Here is a 17378-nt window from a genome sequence, read left to right as displayed (position 1 = left end):
ATTTCACCGGGGACCTCAAGATTGGTGCAACGGCACGAACTCCTCGCTCACCGCACACAGAAAGGAGCCCGTCATGCCGATCGCTGACCGTCACCCAGCCGTCGAAACGACGGCCCGAACATCGGTGGCCCCACCGATGCCGGACAACTCGACCGCGAACTTCGTCATGGCCATGAGCGCCGTCGCGACCGGAGTCACCGTCGTCGCGACGGACGGTCCCGGCGGGCGCGCCGCACAGACCGTGAGTGCGATGTGCTCCGTCTCGGCGGACCCGGCGCTGGTGCTCGTCTGCCTGCACGGGCGAAGCCCGGTCAACGACGCGATCTCCGAGAACGGTGTCTTCTGCGTCAATGTGCTTGCCACCCAGCACGATCACGTCGCCGACACGTTCGCCGGCCGCCCCTGGCCCGGCAAGCAGCGGTGGGACTTCACCTGCGGGCACTGGACCGTGGCCGAATCCGGCTCCCCCCGCGTCCACGACGCGATCGCGTCGTTCGACTGCACCGTCCACGACGTCATCGAGGCCGGCACCCACCGCATCTACATCGGACGCGTCGCCGCCGTGGAGGCGCACCCCGGCGAACCGCTCGTGTACGCCGCCCACACCTACAGCAAGCCCGCAGCGTTCGAACCCTCCACCTTCCCCGACTACCCGGACGCACACCCCGCGCCGAGGACCAGGAGCACGAAATGATCCGCACCGGAGATCAATACAGGGAGTCCATCAGGGACGGCCGTGAGGTCTGGGTCGACGGGGAACGCGTCAAGGACGTGGCCGACCACCCCATGTTCAAGCCGATCGTCGACGTGCGGGCCCGCATCTACGACCTTGCACACGACGAGGCCACGCAGGACGCGATGACCTACGTCGATCTCGAATCCGGCGAACGCAACGCCATCGCCAACAAGCTTCCCCGCACGCAGCAGGACTGGCTCGACAAGCGCGCCGCCGTCGACCTGGTCCTCGAGGACACCCGAGGCGTGGTCACCCGCGTCGGTGACGAGACCATCGGCGAGATGTGGTCGCTGTTCGACGGTCAGGACGTCCTCAACGAGGTCGACCCGCGCTTCTCGGAGAACATCCGCCGCCACCTGGAGCGGTCGGTCCGGGAGGACCCGTTCCACGTGTCGGCGAACACCGACCCCAAGGGCGACCGGTCCAAGGCGCCGCAGGATCAGGACCCCGACATGCTCCTGCACGTCGTGAAGGAGACCGACAACGGCATCGTCGTGCGCGGCGCGAAGTACGAGACCGCCGCCGCCTACTCCAACCAGGCGTTCACCAAACCCACCATCGCCAACTGGGGCAACAGCGAACTGTCCGACTACGCTGTCGGATTCGTGCTCGACATGGGTGCGCCGGGGCTGAAGTACATCTCCCGCAACGGGTTCGCCGGCCGCGCACCGGCCGCCGACTACCCGCTCGCCAACCGGGTCGACGAGGTCGAGTCCCTCGTCGTGTTCGACAACGTCGAGATCCCCTGGGAAGACGTCCTGTTCTACCGGCACACCCGGGCGGCCACGTTCATCCGCTCCACCCTGCACCGCTACAGCGCGTTCCCGTTCGTCCAACGCACCCTGCACCTCGCCGATCTGATGATCGGATCCGCACTGTGGAACGTCAAGCAGAGCGGCCTCGAGAAGCAGCAGGCGGTGCAGGAGAAGCTCGCTCAGCTCGCCTGCTACCGGGAGACGATCAACGCCCATCTCACCGCGGCCATCTCGCTCGCCGAGCCCAGCCCCGGTGGCCTGCTGATGCCGAACCAGTCCCTGCTCTACACCGGGCGGGTGATGGCGCTCAGCCAGCTGCCCGCGATAATGCACATCGCCCGCGAACTGTGCGGCGGCCAGATCTGCATCACCCCGGACGCCGCCACGTTCGCCGACACCGACGTCGCGCCATGGCTGGAGAAGTTCTACTCCATCAACGACAACTGGGTGGCCGACGACCGCCGCAAGCTCCTCGCGTTCGCCCGCGACCTGCTCAACAGCGACTACGCGGGACATCGCCTGACGTTCCAGCTCTTCGCCCAGTCACCGCCCTTCGCGCAGCTCGCCGCCGTGTACCGCAACTTCGACTTCGACGGGCCGCTCGGGCTGGTCAAGGCCGCGGCGGGGCTGTCGGACAACGTCGACGGAGGTGTGGCATGACCACCCACACCCGCATCCGCCCGTTCAACACCCGCGACACGTACCCGGAACAGAACCTCGACAACGACCTCGCGCAGGCCGTCGTCGCCGGCGGAGTCGTGTATCTCCGCGGGCAGATCGGACAGGACCTCGACACCCGGGAGTCTGTGGGTATCGGCGACGTCGAGGCCCAGGCCGAGAAGGCGATGGCGAACATCGCGATGCTGCTGAAGGAATCGGGCAGCCGGCTGGAGGACGTCGTCAAGGTCACCATCTACCTGGTGGACGTCCGGTACCGAGAGACCGTCTACCGGGTGGTCGGACGCTGGCTGAAAGGTGTGCACCCCGTGTCCACCGGCATCGTCGTCGACGCCCTCGCCCGGCCCGAATGGCTCGTCGAGATCGACGCGACGGCAGTGATCAGCTCATGACGTTCTCACTCGTCGCCCGTGATTCCGCAGGCGCGTTCGGGATGGTCGTCTGCTCCTCCAGCCCCGCCGTAGCCGCACGCTGCCTGCACGTGCGGTCCGGGGTCGGCGTCGTCGCCTCCCAGAACGTGACCAATCCGCAGCTGGGGCCGATCGGCCTCGACGCGCTCGCGTCGGGTGAGGATGCGGAGACCGCGCTGAAAACCGCGCTCGCGCAGGAGAAGTTCCCGGACTGCCGGCAGGTCGTCGTCGTCGATGCGGACGGCGGCACCGCGGTGCACTCGGGCGCGCAGACGCTGGGCATCCACAGCAGCGCGCAGGGCGGCGGCGTCGCAGTCGCCGGCAACATGCTCCGCGACGAAGGCGTCATCCGGTCGCTGCTGTTCGGCTACGTGTCGAGCGCGGCCCCGACGTTCGAGGGCAGACTGCTCGACGGTCTCACCGCGGCCGTCACCGCCGGCGGCGAGGCGGGGCCCGTGCACTCGGCGGGAATCCAGGTGGTCGAGGACGTGCAATGGCCCGTCACCGATCTGCGCGTCGACTGGCACGACGACCCGGTCGGCGAACTGCGCCGGCTGTGGACGGTGTGGGAACCGCAGAAGCGGGACTACCGGGTGCGCGGAGTCGACCCGACCGCCGCCCCGTCCTACGGCGTACCGGGTGACCTGTGAGCGCCGACGCCGCGGTGCGCGACGGAGCCAGGCGGGCGGAAGACCGCATCCTGGCTCTGTCGCACGACCTCCACGCCCACCCGGAGGTCGCGTGGGAGGAGGAACGCTCGTGTGCCCGGGTCGCCGGGGTGCTGTCGGATGCCGGGTTCACGGTGGAGCAGCAGTACGTCGGACTGCCCACCGCATTCCGCGCGCACCTCGGCTCCGGACCGCTGCACCTCGCGGTCTGCGCCGAATACGACGCGCTCCCCGGGCTCGGGCACGCGTGCGGGCACAACGTCATCTCCGCCATCTCGGTGGGGACGGCGCTGGCCCTCGCCCCGCTCGTCGACGACCTCGGCATCACCCTGTCGGTGCTCGGCACCCCCGCCGAGGAAGGCGGGGGCGGCAAGATCGACATGCTGAAACGCGGAGCGTTCGAGGGCGTCCACGCCGCCGTCATGGCGCACCCCGGCCCGGTCGACGTCGCGCGGGCCGAGCCGTACGCGGTGTCCCACAGTCACATCCGGTACGACGGCAAGGCGGCACACGCCGCCGCGTACCCGGAACGGGGCGTCAACGCAGCGGATGCGTTCACGGTAGCGCAGGTCGCCATCGGGCTTCTCCGGCAACAGCTTCCGTCGAGCACACGAGTGCACGGGATGATGACCCGCGGGGGAGAGGCCCCCAACGCCATTCCGCAGCGAACCGAAGGCCGCTGGTACGTGCGCGCGGAGACGCTGGAGGAACTGGCCCGCATCGAGCCCCGCGTCGCCCGCTGCTTCGAGGCCGGCGCCGTCGCAACCGGCTGCGAACTCACCATCGCCCCCGAAAGCGAACCGTATTCGGAGTTCCGCACCGACGAAGCGCTGCTCGCGTCGTACGTCCGGCATGCGGAGGGACTGGGTCGCGTGTTTCGCACCGGCCCGGACTCGCTGATGAACCGGGCCTCCACCGACATGGGCAACGTCTCGCAGGTGATTCCCGCGATCCACCCCTACATCGGAATCGACTCCGCGCCCGCCGTCAACCATCAGGCCGAGTTCGCCGCGGCCAGCGCCGCGCCCGCGGCAGACCGGGCCGCCGTGGACGGCGCGCTGGCCCTCGCCCTGACCTTGCTCGACGCCTGCGCCTCCGGCACCCGTGAGTACTTATTAACCGCCCGACGTTAATAAGTACTCACGGGTGGAGCAAAGAATTCGAGCGCGATGTTGTCGGGGTCGCGGAACGAGATGCCGGAACCGTAGTGCGCCGTCTTGATGCCCCCGTGCTCGATGCCGAGTGCGTCGAGCCGCTCCACCCACCCGGTCAGTGCGTCGGGGGAACACTGGAACGCGATGTGGTCGAGTCCGACCTGCCGTTCGTCGAACGTCGCGGGAGCGCCGCTGTCGGGGTGCGTGTGCAGACCGAAGAGCATGCCGCCGTCGAGCGCGAACACCGTGTGGTGGAAGGTCCCCGATTCCTCGTCCTCGTCGAGCACGGGGTCCGACCCGAACAGTGTGGTGTACCAGGCGGTGCTGGCCGGTAGGTCGGACACGGTGATCGCGACGTGGGTGAGGCCCGGGAAACTGGACATCTGCGACAACTCTCTTCTCCGGTGAAACACGGTGGACGAGGTACTTGCACGGTCTCTTTTCGACCCTAGCGAGCCGGCGCCGCCGGGTGGTGGACAACGGCGAAACCTGCCCGAGCGGACAGGAGTTGGTCACCACACAGGGCCGCACACGCAGAACCGCCCGAGCCTGTAACAGGCTCGGGCGGTGCGGTGTTCGGGGACTACAGCCGGGCAGGCACAGGTGTGGCGGACGTGGCCTTCGCTCCGGTGGAGCGACCGGAACCGCGCCGCGCCAGGAGCAGGTAGATGGGTCCGGTCACCACCAGCCCGGCCACCCAGGACAGGTCGGCGCCGCCGAGGAACGCGGACACCGGCCCCGTGTAGAGGGACGTGGCCATGAACGGAATCTGGACGATGATGCCGAGCAGGTAAGCGGTGATGGCCGTCCAGTTGAACCGGCCGTAGATGCCGCCGTCGAATCGGAAGATCGACTCGAGGTCGTAGACGCCCTTGTGGATGATGTAGAAGTCGATGAGGTTGATCGCCGTCCACGGCACCAAGACCACCAGGAGCACGACCACCAGATCGACGAAGTGCGAGACGAAGTCGGCCGACAGTGCGATGGCGACGACGGACGCCGCGACGAGAATGATCGTCGAGAGAATCACCCGGGCGCAGGCGGTCGGAATCCAGCGGGCGCGGAACGTCTGGACCGACGTGATGATGGCGAGGACGGCGCCGTAGAGGTTCAGCGCGTTGTGGCTGATGACGCTGAGCAGGAACAGCACCAGCATGATGCTGCCGAGGCTTCCCGTCGTTGCCTTGACGCCGTCCATCGTGTCCATGCCGACAGGTGCGGCGAGCGTGACGACCGCGCCGAACGCGAACGCGAGGAACGAGCCGAGGGTGCAGCCGAGGTAGGTCGCCCAGAATGTCGACGGCACGCCCACGTCCTTGGGGAGGTACCGCGAGTAGTCGGAGACGTAGGGCGCGAACGCGATCTGCCAGAGCGCGCCGAGCGAGACGGTCGCCAGCCAGCCGGCGAAGTCGAAGTCGCCCCGCGTGAGGAAGTCCGACGGCAGGTCGCCGGTGAGGATGGCGACGAAGCCCACCAGGATTCCGATTCCGAGAACCCACGTTCCGATGCGGTTGAGGATGTGGATCAACCGGTAGCCGATGATGCAGATGACGGCGGAGCCGAGGGCGCCGGCCACGATCCCCACGTTAACGGGTATGCCGTTCACGATCCCGTGCATCGACTGCCCGGCCAGGACGATGTTCGACGAGAAGAAGCCGAGATACATGACGGCGGCGATCACCACGATGATGAGCGCCCCGAACGTGCCGAACTGTCCGCGGCTCTGGATCATCTGGGGGATCCCCATCTGGGGTCCCTGCGCCGAATGCAACGCCATCAGGGCGCCACCGGCGAGATGTCCGACGACGAACGCGACGAGACTCCACCACAGAGAGAGTCCGAACAGGCTGGGCCCGAGGGCGCCGGTCACGATCGGCAGCGGGGCGAGATTGCCGCCGAACCACAGCGTGAACAGATCACGAACCTTCCCGTGGCGATCGGATTCCGGGACGAACCCGATGGTGTGCTTCTCCAGCATCGGGGCGACGTGGTTGTCGGGCATCAATCCTCCGAACGGAGCGCGTGCGCGCCACTTCTAGTCGAGTAGTGGAGACCACAATGGTCGGAGGCGGTGAATCTGTACAGCACAACTAACTGATGCGTTGCATCACTTCTTCTGATTCACCAGGTCGGAAGTAACCTGAGTCGATGCGCACCGTGGGAGTCGACCTGGCGGCCGAGCCGAAGAAGACCGCCCTGGCCGTCATCGACTGGTCCGGCGGTGTGGCCCGCGTCGCGTCCGTCCGGCTGGGAGCCGGGAACGACGCCGTCACCGAGGCCGTGCTCGCGTGCGACAGGGCCGGTATCGATGCACCGTTCGGCTGGCCCGACGCGTTCGTCCGCATGGTGTCCGAGCATCACACCGGCCGACTGTCCGCGACCAACGGTCTCGCCAACCGCGACGGGCGTCGACCGTTGACGAAGCGGCGCACCGACCTCGTGGTGCAGGCCGCGACGGGGATATCCCCGCTCAGTGTGTCGGCGGATCTCATTGCGCACGTCGCGTTGCGCTGCGCCGGAATCCTTGCGGAACTCGGCGACCTCGGCGTCGACGTCGGACGCGTCGACGGCCGCGTGGTCGAGGCGTATCCGGCGGCCGCGCTGCGCACGTGGGGGCTGGTGTCGCGCGGATACAAGAGCGCGCAGAACCGGGTGACGCTGGGGGAGTTGGTCGACGCGCTCCTGACGGCCGCGGACTGGTTGGAACTCGGTGCATTCCAGACGATCTGCCGCGAATCGGACGACGCCCTCGACGCCGTGCTGGCCGCCGTCGTCGCGCGGGCCGCGGCCGTCGGCTGCACGGCACTACCCGAGGGCGACGACCGCGCCATCGCCGAGCGGGAGGGGTGGATCCACGTGCCGACGGGAGACCTGCAGTCGCTACGACCCTAACGGCGGATTCCTGCGACTGCGCTGGTAGACCGTCCGCGGCGACGCCCTCGGGCGAAACCTGGCAAATTGGACACCACACGCACCGTGCGTGGGCACACGAAGAAGGAGTCCAATGGCTTTCTGGGATCAGCTGAAGGCAAAGGCGTTCGAGATGAACGGCCAGCTCAAGACCAAGACGGCACAGTTCCAGAACAAGGAGTTCGCCAACGCCAGCATGGCCATGTGCGCCCTCATCGCCGCGGCGGACGGGACCATCGACCCGTCCGAGCGTCAGAAGACCGCGGCGCTGATCACCAGCAACGAGGCGCTGAGTGTGTTCCCGTCGGACGAGCTGAGCCAGAAGTTCGACTGGTACTGCAGCAAGCTGCAGTCCGATTTCGAGTTCGGCAAGATCGAGGCGACCGCCACCATCGCGAAGCTGAAGTCCAAGCAGGATCAGGCACGTGCCGTCATCCAGATCGGCATCGTCATCGGTGGCGCCGACGGCAACTTCGACCAGCACGAGCGAAATGTGGTGCGCGACGCCTGTTTCGCCGTCGGCATCGCTCCGGCGGAATTCGAACTCTGAGGTGATCGGTGACGCGCCCGGCGCAGGGCGCGTCACCGACGCTCAGTAGGCCGTGATGATCGGCGCCGGGTTCCACATGCCCGAACGCTGAATCCGGGTGGTGTCGATCTCCGCGGTCTTCGCGTCGGAGTCGAGCGGGGAGTACTGCTCCACTCCGCCCCAGTCACGGTCCCAGTCGTCCCTCAGATACGACGGTATGGTTCGGCTCGCCCGGGTCATCTCGATCCAGCCCAGGGGGCCTCCGCCGTACCGGTCCTGCCACAGGCTCGTCATGATCGCGCCGGGACGGTCGGGGAGGATCCGGTACTCGGGCGCCTCCGCGACACCCGTGCGGTGGTCGAACGGTCGCTGACACGGAAATGCAAGTCCCACAGCCCAGTCGATCATCACGGGTGCGTCGGATCCGATCACGTCGTTCAGTGTCTGCGTCCGCGGAACACGCGGCGGCGTCACCGCCAGCCACTGCTGTGTATCACTGTCCGTGTCCGATGCCACGAGTCGGATGACATCCGTATTGTCCGGCAGGGAATCGAGCGGAACGCGCAGATTCCGCCAGGACGGTGCCGGCCCGATGTCGATCGGCGTCACGCGTCCCGATACCGCGACGGCGCCGTCCGGCTGCGCGGTGCCGTACTCCACCTCGAGGTTCTGGCCGTACGTGACGACGCCGTCCGCGTCGACGGAGTGGATGCGGCCCGCCGCGGCGATGGAGACGATACCCCCCCGCCCCGGCGTCCGAGTCGGGGTTCGGCAACCGGTACCAGCCCGTGGTCAGTGACGCGTCGCCGTCGCTGCCGTCGCTGCCGAGGACCGGCGTGCGGTCGGGGTCGAGGCCGAACGGCAAGGCCACCGCGCTGCCGTTGACACCCACCGCCCCGGCGCCGCCGCCGGTACCCGCGGCGTTGCTCGACGCCGTCTGCTCGGTGTTGTCGGTCTTGACGGAGTTGGCGACGCCCGCATCCGACGATTCCTCGTCGGCACTCAGATCGCCGGCGACGCCGTTCGGTGTGAAGCCGACGGTGCCGGTGCCCGCGAGGGCGGTCGCGGCGTCACCGGACAGTGGTTGCAGCAGCGACGCGTTGGGATCGGTTTCGAGTAGGACGTCGTTGGCCAGACCGCACGGTGCGCCGGTGACGGCGTCGACGTTGGAGCGGGCGAGGGAGAACGCGGGGTATTGTGCGACCGCGCCCTTCGCCATCGACAGCACCTCGAACAGCACCATCGCGGCGGCCGCCACCGTCAACGGCGGGATCGCCCACAATCGGCGTCGCCGCACGGATTCGGTCCGGGTGTAGGGCTCGCGGAAGTAGCACCACGCCGCGATCAGCAGCATCACCAGCGTGGCGCCGAGCAGGATCGTGCCGGCACCCAGGCCGGCGATCGACACCGGCTTGTCCCACCACGGGACGCTGTAGCTGGACACGTACCACCACCCGTTGGTGCTGGTGAAACACATCGCGAGCAGGAACAGCACGGCGGCCGCGAACAGGGCGCGGTTGCGTGGCGAGCGCACCACGGCCGTGCTCACCGCCACGGACGCCAGGACGGCCAGCGACCCCGCGAGGCCCGCGTAGATGCCGAAGTGGTGCGTCCACTTGGTGGGCGTGAACATCATCAGCCCCATCGCGGCGAGCGTGATGCCGATGAGCCGCCGCGACGGTCCGGCCGCGGTCCCGGGGATCCGGCCGCCCTTGCGCAGCATCACGAGGACCGTCACGGCCAGGCTCAGCACCATCACGAACACGCCGAACCGACGCGACAGCGAACCGTCGACGGAGATGTTCAGCAGGTACTGGTAGCGGAGGTATTCGTCGAACCAGGGAACATTGGGGCCGATCGCATGAACGTGCTGCATCTCCATGACGGCGGCGAGGGTCTGATCGGCGAACACCGCCACCAGGATCACGGTTCCCGACGCGACGAGCGGCGCCAGCAACGCGACGTATCCCACCGTCTTGGCCCGGGCGATCACGATCTGCAGGATCGGCCGGGCACCCGCGACCAGGGCGCCGAAACAGATCAGCCCGGACGGGCCCGCGGTCAGCGTGGCCGCACCGACCAGGATCGCCACCGCGGCGGGCAGCAGTCGCCGGGTCGCGACGGCGCGTTCCACCGAGCACCACGTGAGCAGCACGCCCACCGCGACGATCGGCTCGGGCCGCAGACCGTTGTTGTACGGGAGCCAGAACGCGAGGAACACCAGTCCGCCGGTCCACAGCGCGAGCCGGTTGCCCCGGACCGCGGCGCCGAGTCGCGGTGCGACTTCACGGCTGATCACCAGCCACGCGACGATGCCGGCGAGCAGCGCGGGCAGACGCACGAACGGGCTCGCCGGGGTGATGTTCGCCAGCACCGCGAGGACGTCGTAGTACGGAGACCCGAACGGCGCTTCCGGGACGCCGTACCAGCGGAAGTAGTTGGCCATGTAGCCCGCGGCCTCGGACGTGCGGGCCATGTTGAACTGATAGCCGTCGTCGGAGGTGGAGGCGCCGATGAAGTGCCAGAGCACCAGCGTGCCGATGACGACGGCGTCGGCGGCCCCGAACGACCACCAGCGGGTGGGCAGGAATCGTCGCGCCCGGCGCCCGTCGACGTTGTCGAGACGGTGCAGAGCCACCAGCGCCAGGATCGTCGCGAGCGCACCGACCACCATGGCGACGAACTTGAGGGTCGACGGCGTCGACGAGAAGCGGCTGTCGATCTGAGCCGTCACCTGTAGTCCGTCGGGCGCCGCGCCGTCGAGGTCGCTGAAGATGCCCACCATCTGCGGGCGGAGGTCGCCGTCGACGACAGTCGGTGTGTCCTGGCCCGCCGCGACGAATCCCGCGGTGGTCCGAGTGGAATCCGACGACACCACGAGCGCGCAGTCGGCGGGTAGCTGGTCCACCGGCGACGACAGGAGCACCTTGTTCCGCAACAGCACCTCGACGCCGGCGGGACCGTCCGGGGTCGCGGGATTCACCCTCGCGACCAGTCCGTACTTCCCGGCGTCGGCGGCGCCCGCGGGGGCGGTGGAGGTCAGGATCCCGCCGCGGTCGGCGAGTTCACCGACCGCCGAACAGGGGATCCGGACGTCGAGGCTCAGCGGCGCGTAGGTGACGAGCGGTGCCTCGACGCTTCCGGTGCTGCCGTTCTGCGGCCAGGTGAGGGTCGCGCTGTCCTGCTCGACCGGAAGGAACGGGAGCGACAACGTGAGCAGCACTCCGAAGACGGAGGCGATGATCGCGAGAAGGCGGGCGGAGCGGATCGACTGACCGACGGGGGACGACTGGGGCGGGGTCCCGATCGGCGACTCGTCCGAGTCGTCTCTGGATACATTCGCCGATTCCAGCCTGCTGTCAGTCACGACGTCGGATAGTACCCATCCGCGCCAATGGTTAGCGAAGGCAAGGAACAGGCCTGGTCGGAGGGCCGGCCGCCCCGACTGATCACATGTGGAAGTGCTTCAGAATCCGCGACCGGCGCTCCGCTCGGGTGGAGAGATGGTGGTGATGCCGGGGACCGCGGCGGTGCTGAACTTCGGAATGCACTTCGCGGATGATCTCGAACATGCCTCCGCCTTCCTTCTACGCGAGTCGGTAGCCCGACGGTAGGTCGGCACAGGGGTGAGCCGATTCACCCGGGGCGGGTGAACCAGGTCACCGCTCGCGTACTTTCGTCGTACCCGCCCCCGGGGTGTCCCTACCCCTCTGCGCGACAGAAGAACGATCATCCCGTGACGGGCTGCACCGACAGCTGCTTCACGCCGGTCTGCGAACAGCCGGTCGTGGCGTAGGGGACGAACACCGACCCGGTGTCGTTGGGTGGGTACACCCGGAATCCCGCGACCGGAGTCGGGCCACACGTCTCGGCCGGATAGTTCTGCACCACCGTCGCGCGCACCGCTGCGGTGGCCCGTGCGCCCGGGGCAACCGTCACCGGAGTCTCGGTTCCGCCGTCCCGCTCGGCCGCGGCACCCACCTGCGGACCGTCCGGGCCCGCGACGTAGGACACCCCGGGGTATCCGTGGAGGACGCAGTCGCGGGTGCCGGTGTTGGTGAAGACGAGCGGGATCTCCTGAGATCCGGCGGCCCCACTCGCCTCTCCGAGCGTCACCTGCAGCTCGCCGATCAGGCAGCGGTCGGGATGGGGTGCGGTCGTCTCGGTCGTCTCGGTCGGCGCGGACGGGGTGGTGGTGGTGGTTGCAGTGGTGGTCGCCTCCGAAGTCGTCGAGGTGACGCTGCCGGGCGAGGGTTCGGCGGTCCCCGTCTCGTCCGTCGAGCCACACGCCGAGGCGGTGAGCACGGCGGCGATTCCGAGTACGCCGACAAGGGTGCGTGCCGGTGACTGCGTGCGCATCTGATCGCTCCTCCTGCTGGGTGTGCTGCCGTACGTCGATGGTCCGCGATCGGTGGCATCCCGGTGTGTGGTTCGGGGAGATCGCATTCGCCCCTCGCCGGAGGATTCCGGTCGTAGGCTGCGGGGCGCAGGGGGAACCGCGACACTTTCACTGGAGGCTGATCAATGAGCGAAGTTCTGGACCGGACCAAGATCTACATCGACGGATCCTGGGTCGATTCGCAGGGGACGGGCCGGATCGACGTGGTGAATCCGGCCACCGAGGATGTCATCGCGGTGGTCGCCGAGGGCACCGCCGACGACGTCGATCGCGCCGCGAAGGCCGCGCGAGCAGCCTTCCCCGCATGGTCCGCGCTCAGCGGCAAGGAACGTGGCGAGTACCTCCAGAAGGCGGCTGCCCTGATCAAGGAGCGACTCGACGACTTCACCGCGCTGGTGTCCCGCGACATGGGCATGCCGCTGGGATTCGCGAAGCCCATCCAGATCGGCATGCCGCTCGCGAACCTCGCCGCCTTCGCCGAGCTCGCCGCCACCTACGACTTCGACGCCCACGAGGTGGGCAACTCGCTGATCGTGCGCGAGCCGATCGGTGTCGTCGGGGCGATCACCCCGTGGAACTTCCCGCTGCACCAGGTGGTGCTCAAGGTCGGCGGTGCTCTGGCCGCGGGATGCACCGTGGTGCTCAAGCCGACCGAGGTGGCGCCGCTCGCCACCTACGCGCTCGCCGACATCTTCGACGAAATCGGTCTGCCGGCAGGCGTGTTCAACCTCGTCAGCGGATACGGGCCCGTCGTGGGCGAGGCGATCGCCGGCCACCCCGAGGTGGACATGGTCTCCTTCACCGGCTCCACCCGCGCGGGCAAGAGGGTCGCGGTGGTCGCGGCCGAGACGGTGAAGAAGGTGGCACTCGAGCTCGGCGGCAAGTCGGCCAACGTCATCCTCGACGACGCCGACCTGACGAAGGCTGTCACCGACGGAGTGGCCAAGTGTTTCCTCAACTCCGGTCAGACGTGCTCGGCGCTGACCCGGATGCTGGTCCCCGCGGACAAGGTGGACGAGGCCGCCGCCATCGCGGCACAGGTCGCGCAGAATTACTCCGTCGGCGATCCGACGGCCGCCACCTCGGTGCTGGGGCCGCTGGTGAACTCGAACCAGCTGAAGCGGGTCCGCGGGTACATCGAACAGGGCATCGCGGAAGGCGCGCACGCCGTACTCGACGGTCGGGAGACCGGCCAGGAATCCGGCTACTTCGTCGGCCCCACCGTGTTCTCCGGCGTCACCGAGGACATGACCATCGCCAAGGAGGAGATCTTCGGCCCCGTCCTGTCGATCATCGGGTACCAGGACGAGGACGACGCCGTGCGGATCGCCAACGCGACGGAATACGGACTCGCCGCCGGCGTCTGGTCCGGTGACAAGGACCGCGCCGACCGCGTCGCGCGGCAGCTGCGCGCCGGCCAGGTCGAGGTGAACGGCGGGGCGTTCAACACCAACGCCCCGTTCGGCGGATACAAGCAGTCGGGCATCGGCCGCGAGGCCGGCGTCCTCGGCTTCGAGGAGTTCCTCGAGATCAAGTCGATCCAGCGGTAGGCGGCAGGCGGCTTCGCCGCCCGTGCGCCTTTCTGGTAGGGACTGCTACCAGAAAGGCGCACGGGTGCGGAGCGCAATTGGCCTCACGCTGAACCGAATCCGTGACTCCCGACCGTCGCGGTCCTACCCTCGAATCGAGGGGTGGACAGCAGAAATGAGGGAATGACATGGATCTCGGTCTAGGCGGCAAGCGGGCGATCGTCACCGGCGGCAGCCGCGGAATCGGTCTCGCGATCGCGCGCAGCCTCGCGTCGGAGGGGGTCGATGTGGTGCTCGCGGCAAGGGGCGTCGAGGCGCTCGAACTGGCGGCGAAGACGCTGTCGCAGGAGACCGGGCGCCGGGTGATCGGGGTACCCACCGACACCGGCGACGACAATTCGGTGCGCGCCCTCGTGCAGCGAACGGTGGACGAACTCGGCGGCGTCGACATTCTCGTGAACGCCGCGGCCACACCGTGGAGCGCGGGCAAGCCGAACGACTTCGCGTCCACCACCGACGACGTAGTGCGCGGCGAACTCGAGATCAAGGTGCTCGGCTATCTGCGGACGGCCCGCGCGGTGGCACCGCACCTCATCGAGCAGGGGTGGGGCCGGATCATCAACATCAGCGGGCTCGGTGCACGGCAGGCCAATTCCATCGCGCAGACCGTGCGGAACGTCGGTGTGTCGGCGCTGACGAAGAACCTCGCCGACGAACTCGGCCCGCACGGAATCAACGTCACCGTGGTGCATCCGGGACTGACGCGGACGGAACGACTCGTCGACCGCCTGGCCGAGCAATCCGAGGACGAGGGTGTGCCGGTGGCCGAGCTGGAGTCGCGGCTGGCCACCAACTCGATCCACCGGCTGATCGATGCGAGCGAGGTCGCGGACGTCGTCACTTTCCTGGCCTCACCGCGCAGTGTCGGGATCACCGGCGACGCGGTGGCCGTCGGCGGGGGTGTTCCGGGCGCCGTCTATTACTGAGCCCGGGCCGGTGACAGCACGCCGTCGTGTTCGGTGACTTCCCGGGCGGCGCGCTCACCGGACCGGATGGCCCCGTCGACCCAGCCGCACATCACGGACGAACTTTCCGTGCCGGCCCAGTGAATGCGACCGCAGGGCGCGCGGAGGGCATGGCCGAACTGGGTGAGCACTCCCGTCGGTGCATGACTGAGCATGCCGCCGCCGGAGTAGCGTTCGACGCTCCAGTTCTGCTCGATGTAGTCGATCGGGGAGGCCGCTTTGCTTCCGAACCTCGCGGTCAACTCCCCGAGCACCGCCTTCTTCCGCTCCGCTTCCGACAGCGTCCCCAGCTTGCGGGCGATCGGTCCCTCGACGATCACACACAGAACACCGGGACGTCCCGTGTCCGTGCTCGCGTCGATGGTGATCGTCGCGGGGGAGTCGGGTGCCGCTGACTGCCCCGACAGTCCGTCGGCCCGCCAGAAGGGTTCGTCGTAGAGGACGGCGATCTTCATGACCGCGCCGCTCGGCATTCTCTGGTGCAGGAAGGACCGATCCATCGGGAGCATGGGCTCGTAGAGGATCTGGCTCGCGATCGCGAGGGGTACCGCCACGATCGCCCTCCGGGCCCGCACGGTCATGTCCGCGGATCGGACGGTCACGCCGTCGCCGTCCTGCGCGATGTGCCGGACGGGTTGCGACAGGTGGAGTGCGTCGCCGATCTCGGCTGCCATCGGACGGTAGATGGCGCCCATTCCGCCGACCGGTCGCGCGTCCTCGGCGGCGTCCTTCACACCGAGAACGAAACTCGGACCACCGCCCGATGCCATCTGGTACAGGACGAACAGCATCGACACCTCGGACGCCGCGGATGTGTAGCAGCCGGCGATGGCGGTCTCGAGTAGGTCGTGGGCGGGCTTGGACAACGTATTGTCACCGAGCCACTTCGCGAGACTGATCGAGTCCCACTTGGCCGCCTTCTTCGCCTCCCACGGCGCCTCGAGCGGGATCGTCTTGCACATCTCGCCGAGTTCGACGAACACGGCGCCGAGATTCGCAGCCGCCCAGGGACTCATCGTCAGGGGAATCGTGCCCTTGTACCGGTACTGCTTGCCGTCGACGACCATCATCGCCTCGCCGTCGGTGTACTGCTTGTAGCTCTTGACGCCGAATTCGTCCATGAGGGCGTAGATCCGGTCCTGTCCCGGCCCGATCCACGCACCGCCGCGATCGATCCACGAACCGTCCTCGCGGACCTCGGTGAACGTGCGCCCGCCGATCCGGTCACGCGCCTCCAAGAGCGCGACCGATTGTCCGGCCTGTTTCACGCGCAGTGCCGCCGTCAGTCCGGCGAATCCAGCGCCTACGACGCAATAGTCGACCTCGATGTCTGCCATGACAAATCCCCTCGCGCTCGCCCCGGTGGCCTCGTGCGGCCGTATGCAATGGATGCGTCGCGATTCGTCCTGGGGGTGTGAATTCCTCTCTCCGGGAATGAAACCGCCGCGCACAGAACGTATTCATCCTTACTCGCGGCGAGTCGTGCGGTCAAGGCTTGCGCGCGTGAGTACTTGTCAACCGCCCGCGGTTAACAAGTACTCACGGGCGGGGACGAGCGGGAAGACCTGCGCGGCGATGCGCTCGAGTTCCTCGTGCGCGGGGGAGCACTGGATGAGCAGCAGGGTGAGACCGGCGTCCTGGTAGGCGCGGATCTTCTCGGCGACCTGTTCCGGTGTGCCGACGAGGTCGGGGCGCAGTCCACGCGTGCCGACGGAGTATTCGCGCTTGGACAGTTCGACGTCGAGTTCGGAGTTCTTCACGAACTCCTCGAACGACGCATACCCGGGCGAATGCGGATCGACGGTGGTGATGCGTTCGAGTTCGGCACGGGCTTCGGCTTCGGTGTCGCGCACGATGATGTACGTCGACATGCCGAATTCGGCCATGTCCCGCTGGTGGATTCGCTGCGACCGGGCGTTCATGTCCGCGATCTTCGTGCGCACCTCGTCGACGGTGCCGCCGTGCAGCACGTACGAGTCGGCGAAGGTCGCGATCGATTCACGGCCGCTCTCGCTCTCACCGCCGGCGAAGACCGGGGGATGGATGCCGGGTTTCGGCGACAGGATCGAGTCGCGCACGCTGAAGTGCTCGCCCTGGTAGGTGAATGGTGTGTGTTCCCACAGTCCACGGAGAACGTCGACGAATTCGGTGGCCTGCCGGTATCGGTCGTCGTGCCGGGTGAAGGCCCCGCCGTACTGCCGGGCTTCCTCCTCCCACCACGCGGCGACGACGTTGAGCGCGAACCGCGCCGCGCCGGCATCGGTTGTTCCGGCGATGTCGGTGATCGTCGCCGATTCCTTCGCGGTGACCGCCGGCAGGTGGAATCCGGGTCGCACCGCCGTCATCACTCGGAGCTGTTCGGTGACCGCGAGGATCGCCGACGACAGCGACCACGCCTCGAGGCTGGGCGCGTCGACGCCCTTGCGGTCGTTGAGATAGAGCTCGGGCACGAGGGTGGTGTGGTATCCGAGCCGATCGGCGAGCTGTGAGAGCTTCTTGACGTAGTCCCAGGTGGCGGGCATCCCTTCATCGCCGAGGTTGCGCAGGAAGCCGCCGTAGATGGGCGTCCAGTAGCCGAAGTGCAT

Annotated in this window: 14 protein-coding genes and 1 pseudogene; 9 read left to right on the top strand and 6 right to left on the bottom strand. The window is 68.0% G+C overall.

Going from position 1 to position 17378, the window contains the following annotated elements:
• Positions 1–73 precede the first annotated feature (73 nt).
• The 5 genes from ACFVJ3_RS20010 to ACFVJ3_RS19990 are packed head-to-tail and all read left to right on the top strand — an operon-like array spanning position 74 to position 4380.
• A complete protein-coding gene (locus tag ACFVJ3_RS20010; protein WP_378453672.1) occupies positions 74–694 on the top strand; it encodes a flavin reductase family protein in 621 nt (206 codons plus the stop codon).
• Complete coding sequence (locus ACFVJ3_RS20005) at positions 691–2151, top strand: 4-hydroxyphenylacetate 3-hydroxylase family protein (RefSeq protein WP_378453671.1); 1461 nt, start codon at positions 691–693, stop codon at positions 2149–2151. The genes ACFVJ3_RS20010 and ACFVJ3_RS20005 overlap by 4 nt, the downstream gene beginning before the upstream one ends.
• Positions 2148–2561, top strand: a complete 414-nt coding sequence (locus ACFVJ3_RS20000; protein ID WP_005254012.1) for a RidA family protein — start codon at positions 2148–2150, stop codon at positions 2559–2561. The genes ACFVJ3_RS20005 and ACFVJ3_RS20000 overlap by 4 nt, the downstream gene beginning before the upstream one ends.
• A complete protein-coding gene (locus ACFVJ3_RS19995; protein ID WP_378453670.1) occupies positions 2558–3229 on the top strand; it encodes a DUF1028 domain-containing protein in 672 nt (223 codons plus the stop codon). The genes ACFVJ3_RS20000 and ACFVJ3_RS19995 overlap by 4 nt, the downstream gene beginning before the upstream one ends.
• Positions 3226–4380, top strand: coding sequence for a M20 family metallopeptidase (locus ACFVJ3_RS19990; RefSeq protein WP_378453669.1), 1155 nt, complete (start codon positions 3226–3228; stop codon positions 4378–4380). The genes ACFVJ3_RS19995 and ACFVJ3_RS19990 overlap by 4 nt, the downstream gene beginning before the upstream one ends.
• On the opposite strand, the gene ACFVJ3_RS19985 is transcribed toward ACFVJ3_RS19990, so the two are convergent.
• Positions 4377–4784 (bottom strand): VOC family protein, encoded by a 408-nt coding sequence (locus ACFVJ3_RS19985; protein WP_378453668.1) that lies wholly within the window; start codon positions 4782–4784, stop codon positions 4377–4379. The two genes, ACFVJ3_RS19990 and ACFVJ3_RS19985, sit on opposite strands and share 4 nt — an antisense overlap.
• Before the next feature lie 200 nt (positions 4785–4984).
• A complete protein-coding gene (locus tag ACFVJ3_RS19980; RefSeq protein ID WP_378453667.1) occupies positions 4985–6403 on the bottom strand; it encodes a purine-cytosine permease family protein in 1419 nt (472 codons plus the stop codon).
• A gap of 146 nt (positions 6404–6549) precedes the next feature.
• Here ACFVJ3_RS19980 and ACFVJ3_RS19975 point away from each other — a divergent pair, with 146 nt between their 5' ends.
• Positions 6550–7293 (top strand): DUF429 domain-containing protein, encoded by a 744-nt coding sequence (locus tag ACFVJ3_RS19975; protein WP_378453666.1) that lies wholly within the window; start codon positions 6550–6552, stop codon positions 7291–7293.
• A 112-nt stretch (positions 7294–7405) separates the two neighbouring features.
• Positions 7406–7861, top strand: coding sequence for a tellurite resistance TerB family protein (locus ACFVJ3_RS19970; protein ID WP_005254018.1), 456 nt, complete (start codon positions 7406–7408; stop codon positions 7859–7861).
• 42 nt (positions 7862–7903) lie between these two features.
• Here ACFVJ3_RS19970 and ACFVJ3_RS19965 read toward each other — a convergent pair.
• Both ACFVJ3_RS19965 and ACFVJ3_RS19960 read right to left on the bottom strand, forming a co-directional pair.
• Positions 7904–11207: pseudogene (locus ACFVJ3_RS19965) on the bottom strand (arabinosyltransferase domain-containing protein).
• 362 nt (positions 11208–11569) lie between these two features.
• Positions 11570–12199, bottom strand: a complete 630-nt coding sequence (locus tag ACFVJ3_RS19960; RefSeq protein ID WP_378453665.1) for a DUF4232 domain-containing protein — start codon at positions 12197–12199, stop codon at positions 11570–11572.
• Positions 12200–12364: 165 nt separating this feature from the next.
• Between ACFVJ3_RS19960 and ACFVJ3_RS19955 the strand changes: the two genes are divergently transcribed.
• Positions 12365–13789 (top strand): aldehyde dehydrogenase family protein, encoded by a 1425-nt coding sequence (locus tag ACFVJ3_RS19955; protein ID WP_378453664.1) that lies wholly within the window; start codon positions 12365–12367, stop codon positions 13787–13789.
• 167 nt (positions 13790–13956) lie between these two features.
• Entirely contained in the window at positions 13957–14754 is a 798-nt protein-coding gene (locus ACFVJ3_RS19950) for an SDR family NAD(P)-dependent oxidoreductase (protein ID WP_378453663.1), read from the top strand.
• Here the strand turns inward: ACFVJ3_RS19950 and ACFVJ3_RS19945 are convergent.
• On the bottom strand, positions 14748–16130 hold the full coding sequence (locus tag ACFVJ3_RS19945; protein WP_378453662.1) for a flavin monoamine oxidase family protein: 1383 nt from the start codon (positions 16128–16130) through the stop codon (positions 14748–14750). The genes ACFVJ3_RS19950 and ACFVJ3_RS19945 overlap by 7 nt on opposite strands.
• Positions 16131–16307: 177 nt before the next feature.
• Positions 16308–17378 (bottom strand): LLM class flavin-dependent oxidoreductase, encoded by a 1071-nt coding sequence (locus ACFVJ3_RS19940; protein ID WP_378453661.1) that lies wholly within the window; start codon positions 17376–17378, stop codon positions 16308–16310.

It is taken from the genome of Rhodococcus sp. NPDC127593, assembly GCF_042671975.1.
Lineage (GTDB): Bacteria > Actinomycetota > Actinomycetes > Mycobacteriales > Mycobacteriaceae > Rhodococcus_F.
This window is presented reverse-complemented; position numbering and strand designations above follow the sequence as displayed.